Origin of the sequence: Salmonella sp. 32120201201600049SM, assembly GCF_017572835.1 — a bacterium.
GTDB lineage: Bacteria > Pseudomonadota > Gammaproteobacteria > Enterobacterales > Enterobacteriaceae > Salmonella > Salmonella enterica.
Genome location: NZ_JAGESA010000001.1, coordinates 591401 through 608831, shown reverse-complemented (window position 1 = coordinate 608831; position 17431 = coordinate 591401). Strand labels below are relative to the sequence as shown.

Here is a 17431-nt window from a genome sequence, read left to right as displayed (position 1 = left end):
GCATAATCGTGAGCGCATCCTGTAGTTATCCTTTTATTTTAGCAAAGCCCTTCAAGCCCCATTTTCGCTTTTGTGTCCCTGGCGGGAGGAGAATGGCGATTTCTTGCCGAAAAGACGTAAAAAATTGCCAATAAATGTTAATGAAGCGCATAAATGCGCGCTTTGCCTCTCGACGCGTCAGTTTCTGCTGCCTATTATTTAGGGCGGTGTCGTTTGGATGAATAAACAGAGGGGAGAGAAATGCGCGCAGCGTTTTGGGTGGGATGTGCCGCGTTATTATTGTCGGCTTGCAGTAGCGAACCTGTTCAGCAGGCAACCGCGGCACATGTTTCGCCAGGGATGAAAGCGGCGATGTCCAGCGCTGGCGAAGCGAATTGCGCTATGATTGGCGGTTCGCTTTCAGCGGCCCGGCAGCTTGATGGTTCAGTAATTGGTATGTGCGCGCTACCCAACGGCAAACGTTGTAGCGAACAGTCGCTTGCCGCCGGAAACTGCGGGAGTTACTAAGCGCGGCGTTTCGCCTGACGCGTATAACTTTTCACTTAATGGCTTAGTGCGCTAAATCCGCCAGTTTATACATTAGCGTTGTTTCTGCCGTCGCCAGCGTTAATTGGTTCGCAGTTAAATCGACCTGCGCGCCTTTGCTGAAGAGCTCGCTGAGGGTGCCGTCCAGCGCATTAAGCTGCGGATCGGCGCACATCATTCGGGTCATCGCTAAATTTTTCACTTTTAATTCGCCGTCAGACAGTTTTCCTTCGCCGGTGAATTGATTGCACATTTTGCCGGATACCGTCATGTCCTCGCCAAAGCTGAGCTCCGGGCCGGTGACCGTTTTACCGTTTACGCTTTCCAGAACAAAGCGGTGGTGCTCCAGTTGCTCGCGTTTGACGGACACTTTTCCACTGCTCACACACCCTGTCATTATGATGCTCAGGGCGACCAGCGTGACGATTTTCTTCATTGATATTCTCTGTAATCTGATAGTTAACACTGACTATAGTAATGATATGACCGGATAGATCTTCAGGGGTTATCCGAAAATGCTCCCCTGAGCGCAGGGGAGCGACAGGATTAGAACAGCGCGTTCGGGCAGGCTTCGCCCTTCTCAAGCTGGCTTAAGTTTTGTAACGTGGTTTCAGAGATGCTGATCAGCGCTTCTGCGGTCAGGAATGCCTGATGCCCCGTAAACAGTACGTTATGGCAGGCCGACAGACGGCGGAAAACATCATCCTGAATAACATCGTTTGACTTGTCTTCAAAGAACAGGTCGCGTTCGTTTTCATACACATCCATCCCCAGCGAGCCGATTTTCTGATTCTTCAGAGCTTCGATAGCCGCCTGGGAATCAATCAGCGCGCCACGACTGGTATTAATGACCATAACGCCATTTTTCATTTGATCGAATGCCGCATGGTTCAGCAAATGGTAGTTTTCCGGCGTGAGCGGGCAGTGCAGGGAAATGACATCCGATTCGGCAAACAACGTTTGCAGATCCACATACTCGACGCCGAGGTCAAGCGCGGCGGTGCTGGGATAGGGATCAAACGCCAGTAAACGCATTCCAAAGCCTTTCAGGATACGCAGCGCGGCGACGCCGATTTTACCGGTACCAATGACGCCAGCGGTTTTTCCGTGCATGGTAAAGCCGGTCAGTCCCTCAAGGGAAAAGTTAGCGTCGCGGGTGCGTTGATAAGCGCGGTGAATACGGCGGTTCAATGTCATCATCATGCCAATCGTATGTTCAGCGACGGCTTCCGGAGAATAAGCCGGCACGCGGACCACCTGCAAACCGAGCTCTTTAGCGGCATCCAGGTCGACATTATTAAATCCGGCGCAACGCAGCGCGATGTATTTCACGCCGTGTTTTTTCAGCTCTTCCAGTACCGGTCGGCTCCCGTCGTCATTCACGAAGATACAAACTGCTTCACATCCATTGGCGGTTTTCGCTGTTTTCTCGGTCAGCAGAAAATCAAAAAACTCCAGTTCAAAACCGAACGCTTCGTTCACTTGCTGTAGATATTTCTTGTCATACTGTTTGGTACTATAGACGGCGAGTTTCATATGACCTTCTCCAGTGATGTTAGAATCACACAAATATGCTTAAAATTATCTTACAAAAAATCAAAAATAATTGATAGTCATACATATAATGAATAATTTTAGGTTATCATTCTCCACAACGCCTCAAATAGCCGGAGGGCGCCCCTGCAACATGAACTATTAGGCTATGTACGGGCAATCATGCCAAAATAAAGAGATAGCCGACTGAATTTTTCGTTAAATCAGGAAATTAATGGCCCATGAAGGGTAAATATAAAGCCGCCCTTGCGCTACTGTTACTGCTGATTCTTATCCCTCTGACGCTACTGATGACCCTCGGGCTGTGGGTTCCCACTCTGGCGGGAATTTGGCTACCCGTCGGTACCCGTATCGCTCTGGAACAAAGTCCACGCCTGACACGTCATGGGTTAGTGATTCCCGATCTTCGCTATCTGGTCAATGATTGTTCGTTAGCGCATATTACCCAGGCGGAACTGACGCATCCCAGCCGTTGGTTGCTGAATATTAAAAGCCTCAAACTGGATGCCGCGTGCCTGGCGAAACTGCCCGCTACGGAAGCTTCCCCCGCCGCGCCGCGTACGCTGGCGCAGTGGCAGTCAATGCTGCCCAATACCTGGATTAACATCGATAATGTCATTCTCGCGCCCTGGCCGGAATGGCAGGGCAAGCTGGCTATCTCCATGACGCCGGTCATTCAGCAGATACGTTATCAGGGCGAAAAAGTAAAATTTCAAGGGCAGCTACGCGGTCAGGCATTGACGGTGAGCCAACTGGAGATCGCCGCGCTGGCCAACCAGCCTCCCGTTAGCCTGGCGGGGGAATTTGTGTTGCCGCTGGTACCGGATGGCCTGCCGGTCAGCGGTCATGCGGCAGCGACCTTGCGTCTGCCGCAGGAACCGTCGCTGGTGGATGCGGAACTGGAGTGGCGTGATAACGCCGGACAGCTCATCGTGATGGCGCGAGGTAATCCTGACCCGATTCTCGATCTCCCCTGGGCGGTAACGCGTCAGCGGCTTACCATCAGCGATGGCCGCTGGAACTGGCCATATCAGGGATTCCCCTTGAGCGGACGTCTGGCTTTTAATATCGATAACTGGCAAGCCGGGCCAGATAATGCGCGAGTCAGCGGACGCCTGAATATTCTGACCCAGGGCGATGCCGGTAAAGCGAACGCGGTACTGACTATCGGCCCGGGAAAACTCAGCATGGATAGCAGTGAGATGCCTCTACAGCTTACCGGCGAGGCTAAACAGAAGGATTTAATCTTTTATGCCGTCTTGCCCGCTATGTTCCGCGGCAGTCTGGCCGATCCGCAGCTCACCTTTGCACCTGGCGCATTGCTACGCTCACGTGGGCGAGTGATTGATGCGTTAGATATTGATGAAATTCGTTGGCCGCTGGCGGGCGTCAAGGTGACACCGCGCGGCGTTGATGGTCGATTACAGGCTATTTTACGGGCGCACGAAAATGAGATGGGCGATTTCGTTCTTCATCTTGATGGCCTGGCGAATGATTTTCTCCCTGATGCTGGTCGCTGGCGGTGGCGCTATTGGGGGCAAGGAAGCTTTACGCCAATGCGCGCCCACTGGGATATTGCCGGACAGGGCGAATGGCATGATAACACCATCAGGTTGACCAGTTTGTCCACCGGTTTTGATCAGTTGCACTATGGCGCAATGACTGTCACATCGCCAAGACTGGCGCTGAATAAACCTATTGTCTGGGTTCGCGACGCCACAACGCCGTCGCTACAGGGCGCGCTGTCTCTGGTGGCGGGGAAAACCGTATTTACCAGTGGGAGCGTGCTGCCGCCTTCTACCCTTAATTTTAGCGTTGAAGGGCGAGAGCCAACCCTGTTCCAGTTTAAAGGCGACCTTCGGGCGGGGGCGATAGGGCCGGTACGGCTGAATGGGCGCTGGGATGGCGAACGCCTTCGTGGACAGGCCTGGTGGCCGAAGCAGTCGCTTATCGTTTTCCAGCCGTTGCTTCCACCGGACTGGAAAATGACGCTGCGCAAAGGCTCACTGTATGCGCAGGTGGCTTTTTCCGCTGCGCAGGGGCAGGGATTTGAAGCAGGTGGACACGGCGTGTTAAAAGGCGGCAGCGCCTGGATGCCTGATAACAAAATCAACGGCGTCGATTTCATTCTGCCATTTCGCTTCCACAACGGCGCGTGGCAATTGGGGACGCGCGGGCCCGTCTCGCTGCGTATCGCCGGGATAGTTAACCAGGTCACGGCGAAAAATATCACCGCTGATTTACAGGGCGGTTATCCCTGGAGCGAGTCGAATCCATTACTGCTAAGCGATGTCAGCGTAGACGTGCTGGGCGGTCAAATCATTATGAAACAGTTGCGAATGCCGCAGCACGACCCGGCGCTTTTGCGGGTGCAAAATATTTCATCCAGCGAATTGATTAGCGCCATAAATCCAAAGCAATTCGCCATGTCTGGTCCGGTCAGCGGCGCGCTGCCGCTGTGGCTGAACAATGAAAAATGGATAATCAAAGATGGCTGGCTTACGAATCCTGGGCCAATGACGTTGCGTATCGATAAAGATACTGCGGATGCGGTGGTGAAGGATAATGTCACGGCAGGCTCGGCGATCAACTGGCTACGTTATATGGAGATTACGCATTCGTGGACGAAAATTAACGTTGATAACCTGGGCGTACTAACGATGCAGGCGGCTATTACCGGCAAAAGCCGGGTAGATGGTAAAACCGCGATCGTTAACTTGAACTATACCCATGAAGAAAATGTGTTTACGCTGTGGCGCAGTTTGCGTTTTGGCGACAATTTACAGGCATGGCTTGAACAAAATACAGCGTTGCCGCAACCTCCTTGCCGGAAAGACAAGGACTGTGAGGATAAATAATGAAAATGAGTATTGCCATGCTGTCAGCGCTTGCGTCATTTATCGTGGTGGGCTGCACGCCACGTATTGAAGTCGCCGCGCCGGAACAGCCGATTACCATCAACATGAATGTAAAGATCGAGCATGAAATACATATCAAAGTCGATAAAGATGTTGAAGAACTCCTGAAATCACGCAGCGATCTATTTTGAGGCCATAATGAAAAAGTATTTAATACTATGGGTGCTGACGCTGAGCTTGCTCACACCTTCTGTGTGGGCCTTAACCCTGGACGAAGCGCGCACGCAGGGCCGGGTCGGGGAAACGCTGAATGGCTATCTGGTGGCCTTAAAGAATGATGCCGAAACCCAGAAGCTGGTGCTTGATATTAATCATGCCCGCCGCGCCAGTTATCAGCAGTTAGCGGATAGCAATCATCTTCCCGTGGACGAGGTGGCGAAGATGGCAGGGCAAAAACTGGTTGAGCGCGCCAGGCCGGGAGAATATGTCCAGGGAATTAATGGCAAATGGATGCGTAAATAACCGCTTCCCGACAATTTTTTTACCGCAAAATGCATTTTTATATGGGTAATTTTTGAATACGAAGGTCGTATTTACATTAGGCGAACCGGAAGGCTATTTCTATACTGTCGACTGGTATCACTATTCGCGAGAGTAACCAGGTATGACGTCTGAAAAATTATCTGCTGCCTGCCATTGTGGCAGCGTCGTGTTTACCGTTCAACTTAGCGATGGCTTTCATACCGCCAGGCGCTGCAACTGTTCGTTTTGCCGGATGCGCGGAGCAGTGGCAGTGTCTGCGCCGCTGTCGGGTATTAAAGTGCTAAAAGGGCAGGATAAGCTTACCGAATATCGCTTCAATACGGGCAAGGCGGTGCATTTTTTCTGTTCGGTATGCGGGATATATACTTTTCATCAGCGTCGATCCAATCCCGATCAATATGGGGTCAATGTGGCGTGCATCGAAAATGTGTCGCCTTTTGATTTCGCCTGCGTTGAAGTCAATGATGGGGTAACGCATCCCAGCGATGGCGGCAGTAGCGGCGTGGTAGGATATTTGCGCTACGAACCGAAGAAATCACCTCCCGTCGAAACGGGAGGCAAAAATATTTAAGCGGCCACTACGCTGTCAATCGCGGCTTTTGCATCGGCCTGGGCTTTAGCCGCCACTTCCGGCCCGTAGGCGATGCCTTCGGCAAAGACAAAATTCACGTCGGTAATACCGATAAAACCAAGGAACACTTTCAGGTAAGGCGCAATCAAATCCGTCGGGGTGTCTTTATGGATACCGCCGCGGCTGGAGAGAACCACCGCGCGTTTACCGGTTACCAGACCTTCCGGGCCTTTTTCGGTATAGCGGAAAGTGATACCGGCGCGGGCAATCAGATCAAAGTAGTTTTTCAGCTGCGTCGGGATATTGAAATTGTACATCGGCGCCGCAATAACGATGACGTCGTGGGCTTTCAGTTCAGCAATGAGTTCATCAGACAGCGCCAGAGCGTCCTGCTGACGTGGCGTTAAAGGCGCATCGCCCGGACGCATCGCGCCCACCAGCTCGCCATCCAGCACCGGAACAGGGTTGGCCGCCAGATCGCGGACAGTAATTTCATCTGCGACGTGTTTTTCGCGCCATTGTTCAATAAAATAGTCAGTCAACTGACCAGACTGAGAGTACCCTGCCAGAATACTGGATTTAAGAACTAATACCTTGCTCATGGGTGTTTCCTTTTATGTGTTTGAAGGGGCGTGCCCCGTTGCTTGTTGACACTTTATTCACAAATATGTCGCAGGGATAGCGCAATATATCGAACCCTTTGTTCGAAATTATTGAACAACACAAAAAAAGCCCCAATGTGGTACTCTATACCTATCATTTAAAACGATTTTAAACAGGCAGAATGCTGCCCAAGAGCTTTATGACTGAACAATCTAGGTTGACGCTTCAGGTGTTACAGCAGCGGCTGGATGCACTGATGCTGCGCGACAAACAGCGCTTTTCGCGCCGCCTGCATGGCGTAAAGAAAGTAAAAAATCCTGATGCGCAACAGGCCATTTTCCAGACGATGGCGAAAGAAATTGAACAGGCTGCGACGCAGGTCGCTCTCCGCGAAGCGGCGCGCCCCTCAATCACTTATCCGCAAAATCTGCCTGTTAGCCAGAAGAAACAGGACATTCTGGAAGCGATCCGCGATCATCAGGTGGTGATCGTAGCAGGGGAAACCGGTTCCGGTAAAACCACCCAGTTGCCGAAAATTTGTATGGAGCTGGGACGCGGGATTAAAGGACTTATTGGACATACTCAGCCGCGTCGCCTGGCGGCGCGCACCGTCGCTAACCGCATTGCCGAAGAGTTGCAAACGGAGCCAGGCGGCTGCATCGGCTATAAAGTTCGTTTCAGCGATCATGTCAGTAGCAACACCATGGTCAAACTGATGACGGACGGTATCCTGCTGGCGGAAATCCAGCAGGACAGACTATTGATGCAGTATGACACCATCATTATTGATGAAGCGCATGAACGCAGCCTGAATATTGACTTCTTGCTCGGCTATCTGAAAGAGCTTCTGCCGCGTCGCCCCGATCTGAAAGTGATTATTACCTCTGCGACCATCGACCCGGAACGCTTCTCGCGCCACTTTAATAACGCGCCGATTATCGAAGTCTCTGGCCGAACGTATCCCGTAGAAGTTCGTTATCGCCCCATTGTGGAAGAGGCTGACGACACTGAACGCGATCAGCTACAGGCAATTTTCGACGCTGTCGATGAACTGGGGCGTGAAAGTCCCGGCGATATCCTGATTTTTATGAGCGGAGAGCGGGAAATCCGCGATACCGCCGACGCCCTGAACAAGCTGAACTTACGGCATACCGAAGTGTTGCCGCTGTATGCACGCTTGTCGAACAGCGAACAGAACCGCGTTTTCCAGTCGCACAGCGGACGCCGTATCGTGCTGGCGACTAACGTGGCGGAAACCTCGCTGACGGTGCCGGGTATCAAGTATGTGATCGATCCTGGCACTGCGCGCATCAGCCGCTACAGCTACCGCACTAAAGTGCAGCGCCTGCCGATTGAACCGATCTCACAGGCTTCCGCCAACCAGCGTAAAGGGCGTTGCGGGCGCGTATCGGAAGGGATTTGCATTCGTCTGTATTCGGAAGATGACTTTTTGTCACGTCCGGAATTTACCGACCCGGAAATTCTACGTACCAACCTGGCGTCGGTTATTTTGCAGATGACCGCCCTGGGGCTGGGTGACATTGCCGCCTTCCCGTTTGTCGAAGCGCCGGATAAGCGCAATATTCAGGATGGCGTGCGTTTGTTGGAAGAGCTGGGGGCGATTACCGCCGACGAACAGCAAACGGCATATAAGCTGACGCCACTGGGCCGACAATTATCCCAGTTGCCGGTCGACCCGCGCCTGGCGCGTATGGTTCTGGAAGCGCAAAAACATGGCTGTGTGCGCGAAGCGATGATCATTACTTCCGCACTCTCTATTCAGGATCCGCGCGAGCGCCCAGTGGATAAGCAGCAGGCTTCCGATGAGAAACACCGGCGTTTCCATGATAAGGAGTCCGATTTTCTGGCGTTTGTTAACCTGTGGAATTACCTCGGCGAGCAACAAAAGGCCCTGTCGTCGAATCAATTCCGCCGTCTGTGTCGCACCGACTATCTGAACTATTTACGCGTGCGTGAGTGGCAGGATATCTATACCCAACTGCGTCAGGTGGTAAAAGAACTGGGGATTCCGGTAAACAGCGAACCCGCAGAGTACCGGGAAATTCACGTTGCGTTGTTAACGGGACTGTTGTCGCATATCGGGATGAAAGATGCCGATAAACAAGAGTACACCGGCGCGCGTAACGCCCGATTCTCTATTTTCCCCGGTTCCGGTTTATTCAAAAAACCGCCGAAATGGACAATGGTCGCAGAACTGGTGGAGACCAGCCGTTTGTGGGGGCGCATCGCTGCCCGCATTGAGCCAGAATGGGTGGAACCGGTAGCCCAGCACCTGATTAAACGTTCATATAGCGAACCGCACTGGGAGCGGGCGCAAGGCGCGGTGATGGCGACGGAAAAGGTTACTGTCTACGGTCTGCCGATTGTCGCCGCGCGCAAAGTGAATTACAGCCAGATTGACCCGGCGTTGTGTCGCGAGTTGTTCATCCGCCATGCGCTGGTGGAGGGGGACTGGCAAACCCGCCATGCCTTCTTCCGTGAGAATCTAAAATTGCGTGCGGAAGTCGAGGAACTTGAGCACAAATCTCGCCGCCGCGATATCCTGGTGGATGACGATACCCTGTTTGAGTTTTATGACCAGCGTATTAGCCATGACGTTATTTCCGCCCGCCACTTTGATAGTTGGTGGAAAAAAATCAGCCGCGAGACGCCGGATCTGCTCAACTTTGAAAAAAGTATGTTGATTAAAGAAGGCGCGGAAAAAATCAGCAAACTGGATTACCCGAATTTCTGGCACCAGGGCAATCTCAAGCTGCGTTTGAGCTATCAGTTTGAACCGGGCGCGGATGCTGACGGCGTGACCGTCCATATTCCGTTGCCGCTACTTAACCAGGTTGACGAGAGCGGTTTTGAATGGCAGATCCCAGGGCTGCGCCGTGAATTAGTGATTGCGCTGATTAAATCGTTGCCAAAACCGGTACGTCGCAACTTTGTTCCGGCGCCAAACTATGCTGAAGCGTTTTTAGGTCGCGTAACGCCGCTGGAGCTGCCGCTGCTGGACGCTCTGGAACGTGAACTGCGCCGGATGACCGGCGTCACGGTCGACCGGGAAGACTGGCATTGGGATCAGGTGCCCGAGCATCTGAAAATCACGTTTCGCGTGGTGAATGACAAAAACAAGAAACTGCAGGAAGGGCGTTCGCTCGCCGAGCTTAAAAATGCGCTGAAAGGCAAAGTGCAGGAGACGCTCTCGGCGGTGGCGGATGACGGCATTGAGCAGAGCGGGCTGCATATCTGGAGTTTCGGCGAGCTGCCGGAAAGCTACGAACAGAAACGCGGTAATTATAAAGTGAAGGCGTGGCCGGCATTAGTGGATGAGCGTGACAGCGTCGCTATCAAATTGTTTGATAATCCGCTGGAACAACAACAGGCGATGTGGTGCGGTTTACGCCGTCTGCTGTTGCTCAATATTCCTTCACCGATTAAGTATCTGCATGAGAAATTGCCGAATAAAGCCAAGCTGGGGCTGTACTTTAACCCGTACGGCAAAGTACTGGAGTTGATTGATGACTGTATCGCCTGCGGGGTAGATAAGCTGATAGATGCCAACGGCGGGCCGGTGTGGAGCGAAGCAGGTTTCACCGCGCTGCACGAAAAGGTACGCGCCGAGCTGAATGATACTGTGGTGGATATCGCGAAGCAGGTCGAGCGGATCCTGACGACCGTATTCAATATCAATAAGCGTCTGAAAGGGCGGGTGGATATGAGCATGGCGTTGGGGCTTTCCGATATCAAGGCGCAGATGAGCGGTCTGGTATACCGTGGTTTTGTGACTGGCAACGGCTTTAAACGTCTCGGCGATACGCTGCGTTATCTGCAGGCAATTGAAAAGCGGCTGGAGAAACTGGCTGTCGATCCGCACCGCGATCGGGCGCAAATGCTGAAAGTCGAAAGCGTCCAGCAGGCGTGGCAACAATGGATAAATAAACTGCCTCCAGCGCGTCGCGAAGATGATGATGTTAAAGAGATCCGTTGGATGATTGAAGAACTGCGTGTCAGTTATTTCGCCCAACAGCTCGGTACGCCTTATCCTATTTCCGATAAGCGTATTTTACAGGCCATGGATCAGATTACGGCCTAAAAAGCCAGGCGACGATGTCTTTCAAAGAGATCCGGTACAAGTTCGGAACAAAAAGGAGGAATTATGAATACAACGCCATTTCCGGCGCTCTCTGCGGAAACATTGCTGGCGGTGAATACCGTCGGACAGTGGCTGGCGCAAAATGATTTTTCCGGCGAACAACCTTATTCGTCGGATTGCGTCGTCCTGGCGGGCAATGCGGTGATCCCCACTATCGACGCGGCCTGTCGCATCGCCAAAGCGCAAGGCGTTCCTTTACTGATTAGCGGCGGTATAGGTCATTCGACGCCGTTTTTGTACGCCGTGATTGCCCGGCATCCGCGCTACCACACTATTCGCACAAGCGGACGCGCTGAAGCCGCGATCCTCGCGGATATCGCGAACCAGTTCTGGCATATTCCGGCTGAGAAAATTTGGCTGGAAGATCGGTCAACTAATTGCGGCGAAAATGCCCGTTTCTCCTGCGCACTGATCCGTCAGGCGAAAGAAAACATTAACACGGCTATCGTTGTGCAAGACCCCACCATGCAGCGGCGCACTATCGCGGCATTCCGGCGCGTGACAAACGACGACACCGATGCGCCGCGCTGGCTGAGTTTTCCTGGTTTTGTTCCGGTACTGCGCCACCTTAACGGCGGTACACGTTTTGCCAACGTTGAAGAGGGCATCTGGACGGTGGAGCGTTATCTGTCTCTGATTGCCGGCGAGCTGCCACGTTTGCGTGACGATGAAACAGGGTATGGACCGCGCGGTAAAGATTTTATCATTCACGTTGATATCCCACGCGATATTGAAAAGGCATGGCAGGTATTGCAGGCAGATACTACGTTGCGCAGTGCGTTAGGACAGAGAGCTTTACGCTAAAAATCGCCCGTTTGCGAGGGTGAACGGGCAAGTGCGACCACCAACTCATAAATTTGATGAATTATTTATAAAAGCTGGTTATGTTGTCGCTTTACGGTTTTCATTCAGGACGCGCTATGGGCAATAAGTATTCCGGCCTGCAAATTGGTATTCACTGGTTAGTCTTTTTTCTGGTTATTGTGGCTTACGCCGCGATGGAGCTACGCGGTTTTGCGCCGCGTAGTTATCGGCCCTGGTTTAATATGACGCACGTTTCATGTGGTATCACTATTTTGCTTTTAATGGTGGCACGCTTGTTTATTCGGCTGAAATATCCCACGCCGCCCATTGTTCCTCGTCCAAAACCGATGATGACCGGAATGGCGCATTTAGGACATCTGGTGATTTACCTGTTATTTATCGCGCTGCCTGTTATTGGTCTGGTCATGATGTATAACCGCGGTAATCCCTGGGTCGCATTTGGCATTACTATGCCCCATGCCGCCGAAGCTAACTTTGAACGCGTAGATATGCTGAAATCCTGGCACGTCACGCTGGCGAATCTGGGCTATTTTGTTATTGGACTTCATGCCATCGCTGCTTTGATGCATCACTATTTCTGGAAAGACAATACGCTGTTACGGATGATGCCGTGTAAGCGTGACTGACCGTCCTGTATGACGTTTGCTTCAGGCGGGGTTAACTGCTTAAGGCAAACAAGGCATCTATCAGAGGGGATGGCGTATTCCATACAGAAAACGCCTGCGTCTAACCAGGACCCGTGACGCAGGCGAAGGAGGACGGGTCTACATCGGAAGCGGGTATTATACTTATTTGTATGACAAATAAAATAAGCAATTACTATTCCGTAATCCAATGTTTAATCAACGGTTTAAACCCACATGATCGCGCTGCCGACCGCTCGGAAGAGCCTGTACTTACGATGAACGTGGGGTAGTGGCGGAAAATAGCGCAACGGCGCCATGTTGCTCCAAAGTCACCTTAGCGAAATGTTCGTCCAACACGCTGCGTAACGTATCGGCTGAATCATTGATATTACTGAATATTCCTTTCTTGTTATAAACAGCCATCAATTTCTTGCCAAAAGCATTGTGAGGAACCTCTTTGCCCAGAATCGTGGCGCCAAAAAGTGTGCCGCCGGGTTTAAGCGCCATACCGGCATTTTTAATTGCCTTCGCTTTTGTTGTCATCTCACCAGGTAAGCAGTGCAGAAGATAGTACATCGAAACGGAATCGAAGCGCCCGTGCCAGTCCGCCGGGAACGTGTCGAAAACATCGTGTTGTAGTGTGGCGCGGATTTTCGTATTACCCACTCGGCTGGCGGCTATTTTCAGGCTATCCGGATTTAAATCCATCAGCGAAATGGCATGAGTCGCAGGTGCATGTTTCAGGTAATAACCTGTACCTACGCCAATATCCAGGTGAGTCTCGCCCATGTGATGCAGGAAGAAAGGAAGTAGTCGCGTATCAGTAGGACACTTCCATGCATATTTGTTTGAGATATTGAGTACCCACCAGTCATATAAGCTAAGCGTGAATGGGTTATAGACTTTTGCGCCTGATTGTTGTGTATGCTTCATTGTTCTCTCACTAAATAATTTCGCGCTGGAATTAAAACAACGAAGCAATCGTTAGGCAAGCATTAATCAGGTGAGTGAGTAATTTAATGCGACGAATAAAGGCGATATTATGAATTAAGCGGTTATCTTAAAGAATATAGAGGATAATAATAGCTGATAAATGAATTGAACAGTCATATTATTATAAGCTGATAATTAATAATCGTTGATGTACGCGTATTAAGCCCTTTGATAATAACAATGCAATTAAATGCAGGAAGAACAATATTTATTCAAACACATAAAGCGATTATTGCACATTAATTGATATTTTAAATGTTACGCTGAGATAGCCATCTTTATTTAATATCACCTACCTGGAGGCGATATGATTGAGGTTTTTGAAGCGTTTGGCTGGACCTTACTTTTAGGCGGTCTGGCAGTGGCAGTACTGTTTATCACTGCACTGGATAGAAAACGGTAATCATTGCATTTGACGCGCCTGTTGAGTTGGTATTACAAATAATTGTACCTGAAATCTACCACTTCTGAATTTTGCGATATTTTGCCATTCTGACGGCAAGGGGTAATCCTGACTAAAGTTACCGCCGCTTACCAACCAGACACGATGGTAACTTTTTGAAAGCGTTGTCAGAGTATCAATATATGTCTGATCGGCTTGCGCATAAAACAGTGAACCAAAGCCATAGGCATTCGGTCTTCCTGATGTTCCGTGTGCGTTATGCGGTGTATAAAGAAACGTACGATAATCTCGCTTATTATAATACACATAACTTAAATAATCGAACATTTTACTGACTACCACGGCATCATTAGGCTGGTGACGGGTATTAATATAGTTTACCAGTGGTTTAAACTCGTCTATGTGCTCAGGGTTATTATGATATGAACCATAGCCGAATAATAAGGTGAATAAGATAAACCAGAAGCCACAAACCGCTTTTTTTGCGCGGGTAAGTAATACCGCGAGCAGGGGAGGAATGCTCAGCGATGAGAAGAAGAAATAACGATCGATAAATAACGGCATCCACCAGGAAATGATGAAGACCAGCATTACAGGGATGACCAGATTACAAAATAATATCAGCTGATATCTTTCATATTCTCCGTTGCATAAAGATATTCGCCCCACAGTACCGATAAAACCTCCCACAGCCAGCCACAGAATGAACGACGGAAAACCCTGTCCGTTGTTTCCGGTAAAAAAATGCCAATACATCGCAGGCAGGTCACGCCATGTTACGGGGGGAATCCAACCGATATCATTACCGGCTCTCAACTGCGCCAGATGAGTCAGTAAATTAAACAATACGGGCAACCAGGGGAGATAAGCGACAGCAATCGCCAGGTTAGCAAACCACCAGCCAGGAAGTTTAAGGTAGCAGGCCGTTTTATGGCTTTGGCAGGATAATATTGTTACTGCGATCCAGTGGGCAATAAGTGTAAATAGGGTGAAATAATGGGTGTAAAAGCTGAACGTCATAAGTAAAGCATACGCGACAAGATAGCGATTATGGGTGGGTGTTTTTATCCACATCATCAATGCTAACGCGGCAGCGAGCGTTAGCATTCCCATTAACGCGTACATGCGCGTTTCTTGACTGTAATGAACTGCCATCGGCATCAGGGCGGCGAACCATCCCGCCAATAAGGCTGTACGTTCATTTGCCAGCCATCGCGTAAGCGCGATAACCAGCACAACTGTCAGGATCCCAAAGAGTAGACTGAGAGAGCGTACCGCTGCAATGCTATCACCCAATAATATGATCCAGTCATGCAGTAACAGATAATAAAGCGGGGGATGCACGTCAAAAGCGGCATGGAAGAGCTGATTATCTACGCTATGTCGACTAATCAGCACGCTGGACGCTTCGTCACACCAAAGGTAGCGGTCAGTTAAAAACAGCAACCGTATAAGGACGGAGAATATGACAATGAGACAAACATGATATTTATACTTTATTTTTCTTAACCCATCGCCGGGCTGCCATATTGATAGTTGTGGTAGCGCCATAATATCCTCAATGGAGTAAGACTTAAACCAGAATGGACACCTAACGCAATAATGAAGGTTAAAATCTTAACCAACACTAAATAAAAATAACTTTGATAATGTCAGCGGTGAATTAATCAAAATAGTGCAGTGCAACTCAGTAACCCTGACCGTAATGGCGAAGCAGTCTATGCTCTAAAAACCGCGTCAAACCGACAATAAAGGTAACGCCAATAAGGTACACTATGGCAGCAAAAAGGTAAGCATGGAAGAATTTAAAGCTGGTTGCTGCAACCTCCTGAATTCGCGCGAAAAACTCTGTATATTGGATAAGAAAAACGATGGTACTGTCTTTAAGGTTATTAATCACCTGATTCGTTAAGGCTGGAATGGAAGACAGCAATACCTGAGGCAGTATAATCCACAAAAAGACCTGCCGTTTGTTCAATCCCTGAACGACTGCTGCCTCCGTTTCATATTTATTCAATGCGTTATAGGCCGTTGTCATGTACGCGGCATTATATGCGCCGACATTTAAGGTAAACCCTGTAACCGCCACGGTAAAAGAGGACAGGTGAATGCCAGATTGAGGTAAACCATAATAGATAACAAACAGAATAAGAATGAGTGGCGTACCGATAAAGAAATCCATGTACAGTCGAGTTATGGCTTTTACCACGGGGCGATGGCTAAGGCTCAGAAAGAAAATGATAATTCCCCACAAAAAACCGGTGATGGAAACAATCAGCGCAAGTTTACAGGTTTCTTTAATACCGTCCACAACAAGTGGCAGTTGTTCAGTCAGGTCATTAAAGAAAAGAGACCAGCCAGCGATCATCGTTGTGCCTCGCTAAAAAAACAGTGGATATCTGGATCCGTTTCTCGTAAGGCAAGATCGGTAAAAGCGCCTTCTGCACGAATTTTGCCATGATTAAGAAACGTTACGTTATTGCTTAGTAATCTGGCGAGGCGAATATCATGAGTGACGCATAATATAGTGACGCCATTGTCATGAAGTTGCTTGATCAACATTCCGACTTCACGAGTCATGAGCGGATCAAGCGCAGACGTCGGCTCATCAAAAATAATGAGTTCTGGGTCGGTGACCATTGTACGGGCCAGGGCGACGCGCTGTTGCTGGCCGCCCGATAATTGCGAAGGGTATTTCGCGCTATGCGAGGCCATATCAAGTTTTTGTAGCTCATGTAAGGCTTTCTCCCGGGCTAGTTGCCCCGGCATGCCAAACACTTTACATAGGGCAAGGGTAATATTATCCATGACGTTAAGATGGCGATATAAAGCGTAATTCTGGAAGACACAACCAACTTTTTTTCTGAACTCAAGAATAGTAAATTCTTTGTCGTAAATATTTTTCCCGTGAAAATAAATATTGCCATAATCAGGTTCTTCTAATCGAAGCAGACAGCGTAAAAGCGTCGTTTTTCCACAACCTGATGGCCCCATGACTACTTTCATGTCTCCCGATTGAATTTTCAGACTAACCGTATCAAGAACCTTTTTTCCTGAATATTCCTTACTTATCTCTTTTAGTTTCAGTAAAGCCATGAGTATCACCTCTATTTTTATGGTTCAACTGATGCGATATTTTTTCTCAAACACTCCGGCCAGAAGAGTAAAAACTTTATAAATAATGAAATATAATACCCCGGCAAGAGTATAGATCTGTAACCCGTTCAGCGTGATGGCTGTCAGTGACATTGCCTGCTTCGTTATTTCAGCGATACCTACAGTATAAGCAAAGGGCGTCGCTTTTAATACAGAAGAAAACTCATTGATAATACCGGGCACAGAAAATCGCAACATCTGTGGCAGTTCAATATTTATTATAACCTGTAATTGACGCATTCCTGCTACTTTCGCTACCGTAATTTCGTATGGCTCAACTAATTTAAGCGCCCCTCTGAACACCTCGGCAAGATAGCTCCCACTGATTAAGCCGACGCTGAGGTTCATGGCCACCAGAGGTGAAACATATATGCCAATCGATGGCAATCCAAAATAAACAAGAAAAACAGCAATAAGTATTGGAATTCCCCGAAGAATAAAGACCAGTACGTCGAGTATCTTCTGTAGTGGAAGGGGGGATAGTCGCCGTAATACGGCGACTGTAAGCCCAAACAAAAACGCTGAGAGAAAACAGGTAAATGTTACAAGCAGCGTATTACCAATCCCTTCCAATAGGAAATAAAAGATAGCCAGCATATTACCTGATGACAT

The 17431-nt window shown here is 49.6% G+C and carries 17 protein-coding genes; 8 read left to right on the top strand and 9 right to left on the bottom strand.

The window, feature by feature from the left end; all coding sequences use genetic code 11:
- Nucleotides 1-25 precede the first annotated feature (25 nt).
- Entirely contained in the window at nt 26-325 is a 300-nt protein-coding gene (locus J4650_RS03015) for a hypothetical protein (RefSeq protein ID WP_001137722.1), read from the bottom strand.
- Between J4650_RS03015 and J4650_RS03010 the strand changes: the two genes are divergently transcribed.
- Nucleotides 241-507, top strand: a complete 267-nt coding sequence (locus J4650_RS03010) for a DUF333 domain-containing protein (RefSeq protein ID WP_001200679.1) — start codon at nt 241-243, stop codon at nt 505-507. The genes J4650_RS03015 and J4650_RS03010 overlap by 85 nt on opposite strands.
- Before the next feature lie 43 nt (nt 508-550).
- Here the strand turns inward: J4650_RS03010 and hslJ are convergent, their stop codons facing one another.
- Complete coding sequence (gene hslJ / locus J4650_RS03005) at nt 551-961, bottom strand: heat shock protein HslJ (RefSeq protein ID WP_000725242.1); 411 nt, start codon at nt 959-961, stop codon at nt 551-553.
- A 110-nt stretch (nt 962-1071) separates the two neighbouring features.
- Complete coding sequence (gene ldhA, locus J4650_RS03000) at nt 1072-2061, bottom strand: D-lactate dehydrogenase (RefSeq protein ID WP_124234950.1); 990 nt, start codon at nt 2059-2061, stop codon at nt 1072-1074.
- A 239-nt stretch (nt 2062-2300) separates the two neighbouring features.
- On the opposite strand from ldhA, the gene J4650_RS02995 reads away from it, so the two are divergent.
- From J4650_RS02995 to J4650_RS02980, 4 genes are all read left to right on the top strand, one after another.
- Nucleotides 2301-4937 carry a YdbH family protein gene (locus tag J4650_RS02995; protein ID WP_023993293.1) on the top strand — a complete coding sequence of 879 codons (2637 nt, stop codon included), beginning with the start codon at nt 2301-2303 and terminating at the stop codon, nt 4935-4937.
- Complete coding sequence (locus J4650_RS02990) at nt 4937-5128, top strand: YnbE family lipoprotein (RefSeq protein ID WP_000784063.1); 192 nt, start codon at nt 4937-4939, stop codon at nt 5126-5128. Before J4650_RS02995 ends, J4650_RS02990 begins: the two co-directional genes overlap by 1 nt.
- A 7-nt stretch (nt 5129-5135) precedes the next feature.
- Nucleotides 5136-5459 (top strand): YdbL family protein, encoded by a 324-nt coding sequence (locus J4650_RS02985; protein ID WP_000760345.1) that lies wholly within the window; start codon nt 5136-5138, stop codon nt 5457-5459.
- A 142-nt stretch (nt 5460-5601) separates the two neighbouring features.
- The gene (locus J4650_RS02980) at nt 5602-6051 is read left to right on the top strand and encodes a GFA family protein (protein WP_001518898.1); all 450 of its coding nucleotides are present in this window, start codon (nt 5602-5604) and stop codon (nt 6049-6051) included.
- Here J4650_RS02980 and azoR read toward each other — a convergent pair.
- Nucleotides 6048-6653: an FMN-dependent NADH-azoreductase gene (gene azoR / locus J4650_RS02975; protein ID WP_000048924.1), complete on the bottom strand. Its 606-nt coding sequence runs from the start codon at nt 6651-6653 to the stop codon at nt 6048-6050. The two genes, J4650_RS02980 and azoR, sit on opposite strands and share 4 nt — an antisense overlap.
- A 200-nt stretch (nt 6654-6853) precedes the next feature.
- Here azoR and hrpA point away from each other — a divergent pair, with 200 nt between their 5' ends.
- The 3 genes from hrpA (at nt 6854) to cybB (ending at nt 12267) form a co-directional block, all read left to right on the top strand.
- The gene (gene hrpA / locus J4650_RS02970) at nt 6854-10756 is read left to right on the top strand and encodes an ATP-dependent RNA helicase HrpA (protein ID WP_031234497.1); all 3903 of its coding nucleotides are present in this window, start codon (nt 6854-6856) and stop codon (nt 10754-10756) included.
- A gap of 63 nt (nt 10757-10819) precedes the next feature.
- Entirely contained in the window at nt 10820-11620 is an 801-nt protein-coding gene (locus J4650_RS02965) for a YdcF family protein (protein ID WP_001098500.1), read from the top strand.
- A 116-nt stretch (nt 11621-11736) separates the two neighbouring features.
- A complete protein-coding gene (gene cybB, locus J4650_RS02960; RefSeq protein WP_023993291.1) occupies nt 11737-12267 on the top strand; it encodes a cytochrome b561 in 531 nt (176 codons plus the stop codon).
- A 270-nt stretch (nt 12268-12537) separates the two neighbouring features.
- On the opposite strand, the gene J4650_RS02955 is transcribed toward cybB, so the two are convergent.
- From J4650_RS02955 to J4650_RS02935, 5 genes are all read right to left on the bottom strand, one after another.
- Nucleotides 12538-13200: a class I SAM-dependent methyltransferase gene (locus J4650_RS02955; RefSeq protein WP_001531566.1), complete on the bottom strand. Its 663-nt coding sequence runs from the start codon at nt 13198-13200 to the stop codon at nt 12538-12540.
- A gap of 463 nt (nt 13201-13663) precedes the next feature.
- The gene (locus J4650_RS02950) at nt 13664-15214 is read right to left on the bottom strand and encodes a glycosyltransferase family 39 protein (RefSeq protein WP_023993290.1); all 1551 of its coding nucleotides are present in this window, start codon (nt 15212-15214) and stop codon (nt 13664-13666) included.
- Between the two features lie 136 nt (nt 15215-15350).
- Nucleotides 15351-16031, bottom strand: a complete 681-nt coding sequence (locus tag J4650_RS02945) for an amino acid ABC transporter permease (protein ID WP_000560166.1) — start codon at nt 16029-16031, stop codon at nt 15351-15353.
- Nucleotides 16028-16759, bottom strand: a complete 732-nt coding sequence (locus J4650_RS02940; RefSeq protein ID WP_001196341.1) for an amino acid ABC transporter ATP-binding protein — start codon at nt 16757-16759, stop codon at nt 16028-16030. The genes J4650_RS02945 and J4650_RS02940 overlap by 4 nt, the downstream gene beginning before the upstream one ends.
- Before the next feature lie 24 nt (nt 16760-16783).
- Nucleotides 16784-17431, bottom strand: coding sequence for an amino acid ABC transporter permease (locus J4650_RS02935; RefSeq protein WP_000094446.1), 648 nt, complete (start codon nt 17429-17431; stop codon nt 16784-16786).

What these genes read in the sequence shown, in the direction of transcription:
- J4650_RS03010 (WP_001200679.1), top strand. Translation starts at nt 241, where the DNA reads ATGCGCGCAGCGTTTTGGGTGGGATGTGCCGCGTTATTATTGTCGGCT.
- hslJ (WP_000725242.1), bottom strand. Translation starts at nt 961, where the DNA reads ATGAAGAAAATCGTCACGCTGGTCGCCCTGAGCATCATAATGACAGGG.
- ldhA (WP_124234950.1), bottom strand. Translation starts at nt 2,061, where the DNA reads ATGAAACTCGCCGTCTATAGTACCAAACAGTATGACAAGAAATATCTA.
- J4650_RS02995 (WP_023993293.1), top strand. Translation starts at nt 2,301, where the DNA reads ATGAAGGGTAAATATAAAGCCGCCCTTGCGCTACTGTTACTGCTGATT.
- J4650_RS02990 (WP_000784063.1), top strand. Translation starts at nt 4,937, where the DNA reads ATGAAAATGAGTATTGCCATGCTGTCAGCGCTTGCGTCATTTATCGTG.
- J4650_RS02985 (WP_000760345.1), top strand. Translation starts at nt 5,136, where the DNA reads ATGAAAAAGTATTTAATACTATGGGTGCTGACGCTGAGCTTGCTCACA.
- J4650_RS02980 (WP_001518898.1), top strand. Translation starts at nt 5,602, where the DNA reads ATGACGTCTGAAAAATTATCTGCTGCCTGCCATTGTGGCAGCGTCGTG.
- azoR (WP_000048924.1), bottom strand. Translation starts at nt 6,653, where the DNA reads ATGAGCAAGGTATTAGTTCTTAAATCCAGTATTCTGGCAGGGTACTCT.
- hrpA (WP_031234497.1), top strand. Translation starts at nt 6,854, where the DNA reads ATGACTGAACAATCTAGGTTGACGCTTCAGGTGTTACAGCAGCGGCTG.
- J4650_RS02965 (WP_001098500.1), top strand. Translation starts at nt 10,820, where the DNA reads ATGAATACAACGCCATTTCCGGCGCTCTCTGCGGAAACATTGCTGGCG.
- cybB (WP_023993291.1), top strand. Translation starts at nt 11,737, where the DNA reads ATGGGCAATAAGTATTCCGGCCTGCAAATTGGTATTCACTGGTTAGTC.
- J4650_RS02955 (WP_001531566.1), bottom strand. Translation starts at nt 13,200, where the DNA reads ATGAAGCATACACAACAATCAGGCGCAAAAGTCTATAACCCATTCACG.
- J4650_RS02950 (WP_023993290.1), bottom strand. Translation starts at nt 15,214, where the DNA reads ATGGCGCTACCACAACTATCAATATGGCAGCCCGGCGATGGGTTAAGA.
- J4650_RS02945 (WP_000560166.1), bottom strand. Translation starts at nt 16,031, where the DNA reads ATGATCGCTGGCTGGTCTCTTTTCTTTAATGACCTGACTGAACAACTG.
- J4650_RS02940 (WP_001196341.1), bottom strand. Translation starts at nt 16,759, where the DNA reads ATGGCTTTACTGAAACTAAAAGAGATAAGTAAGGAATATTCAGGAAAA.
- J4650_RS02935 (WP_000094446.1), bottom strand. Translation starts at nt 17,431, where the DNA reads ATGTCATCAGGTAATATGCTGGCTATCTTTTATTTCCTATTGGAAGGG.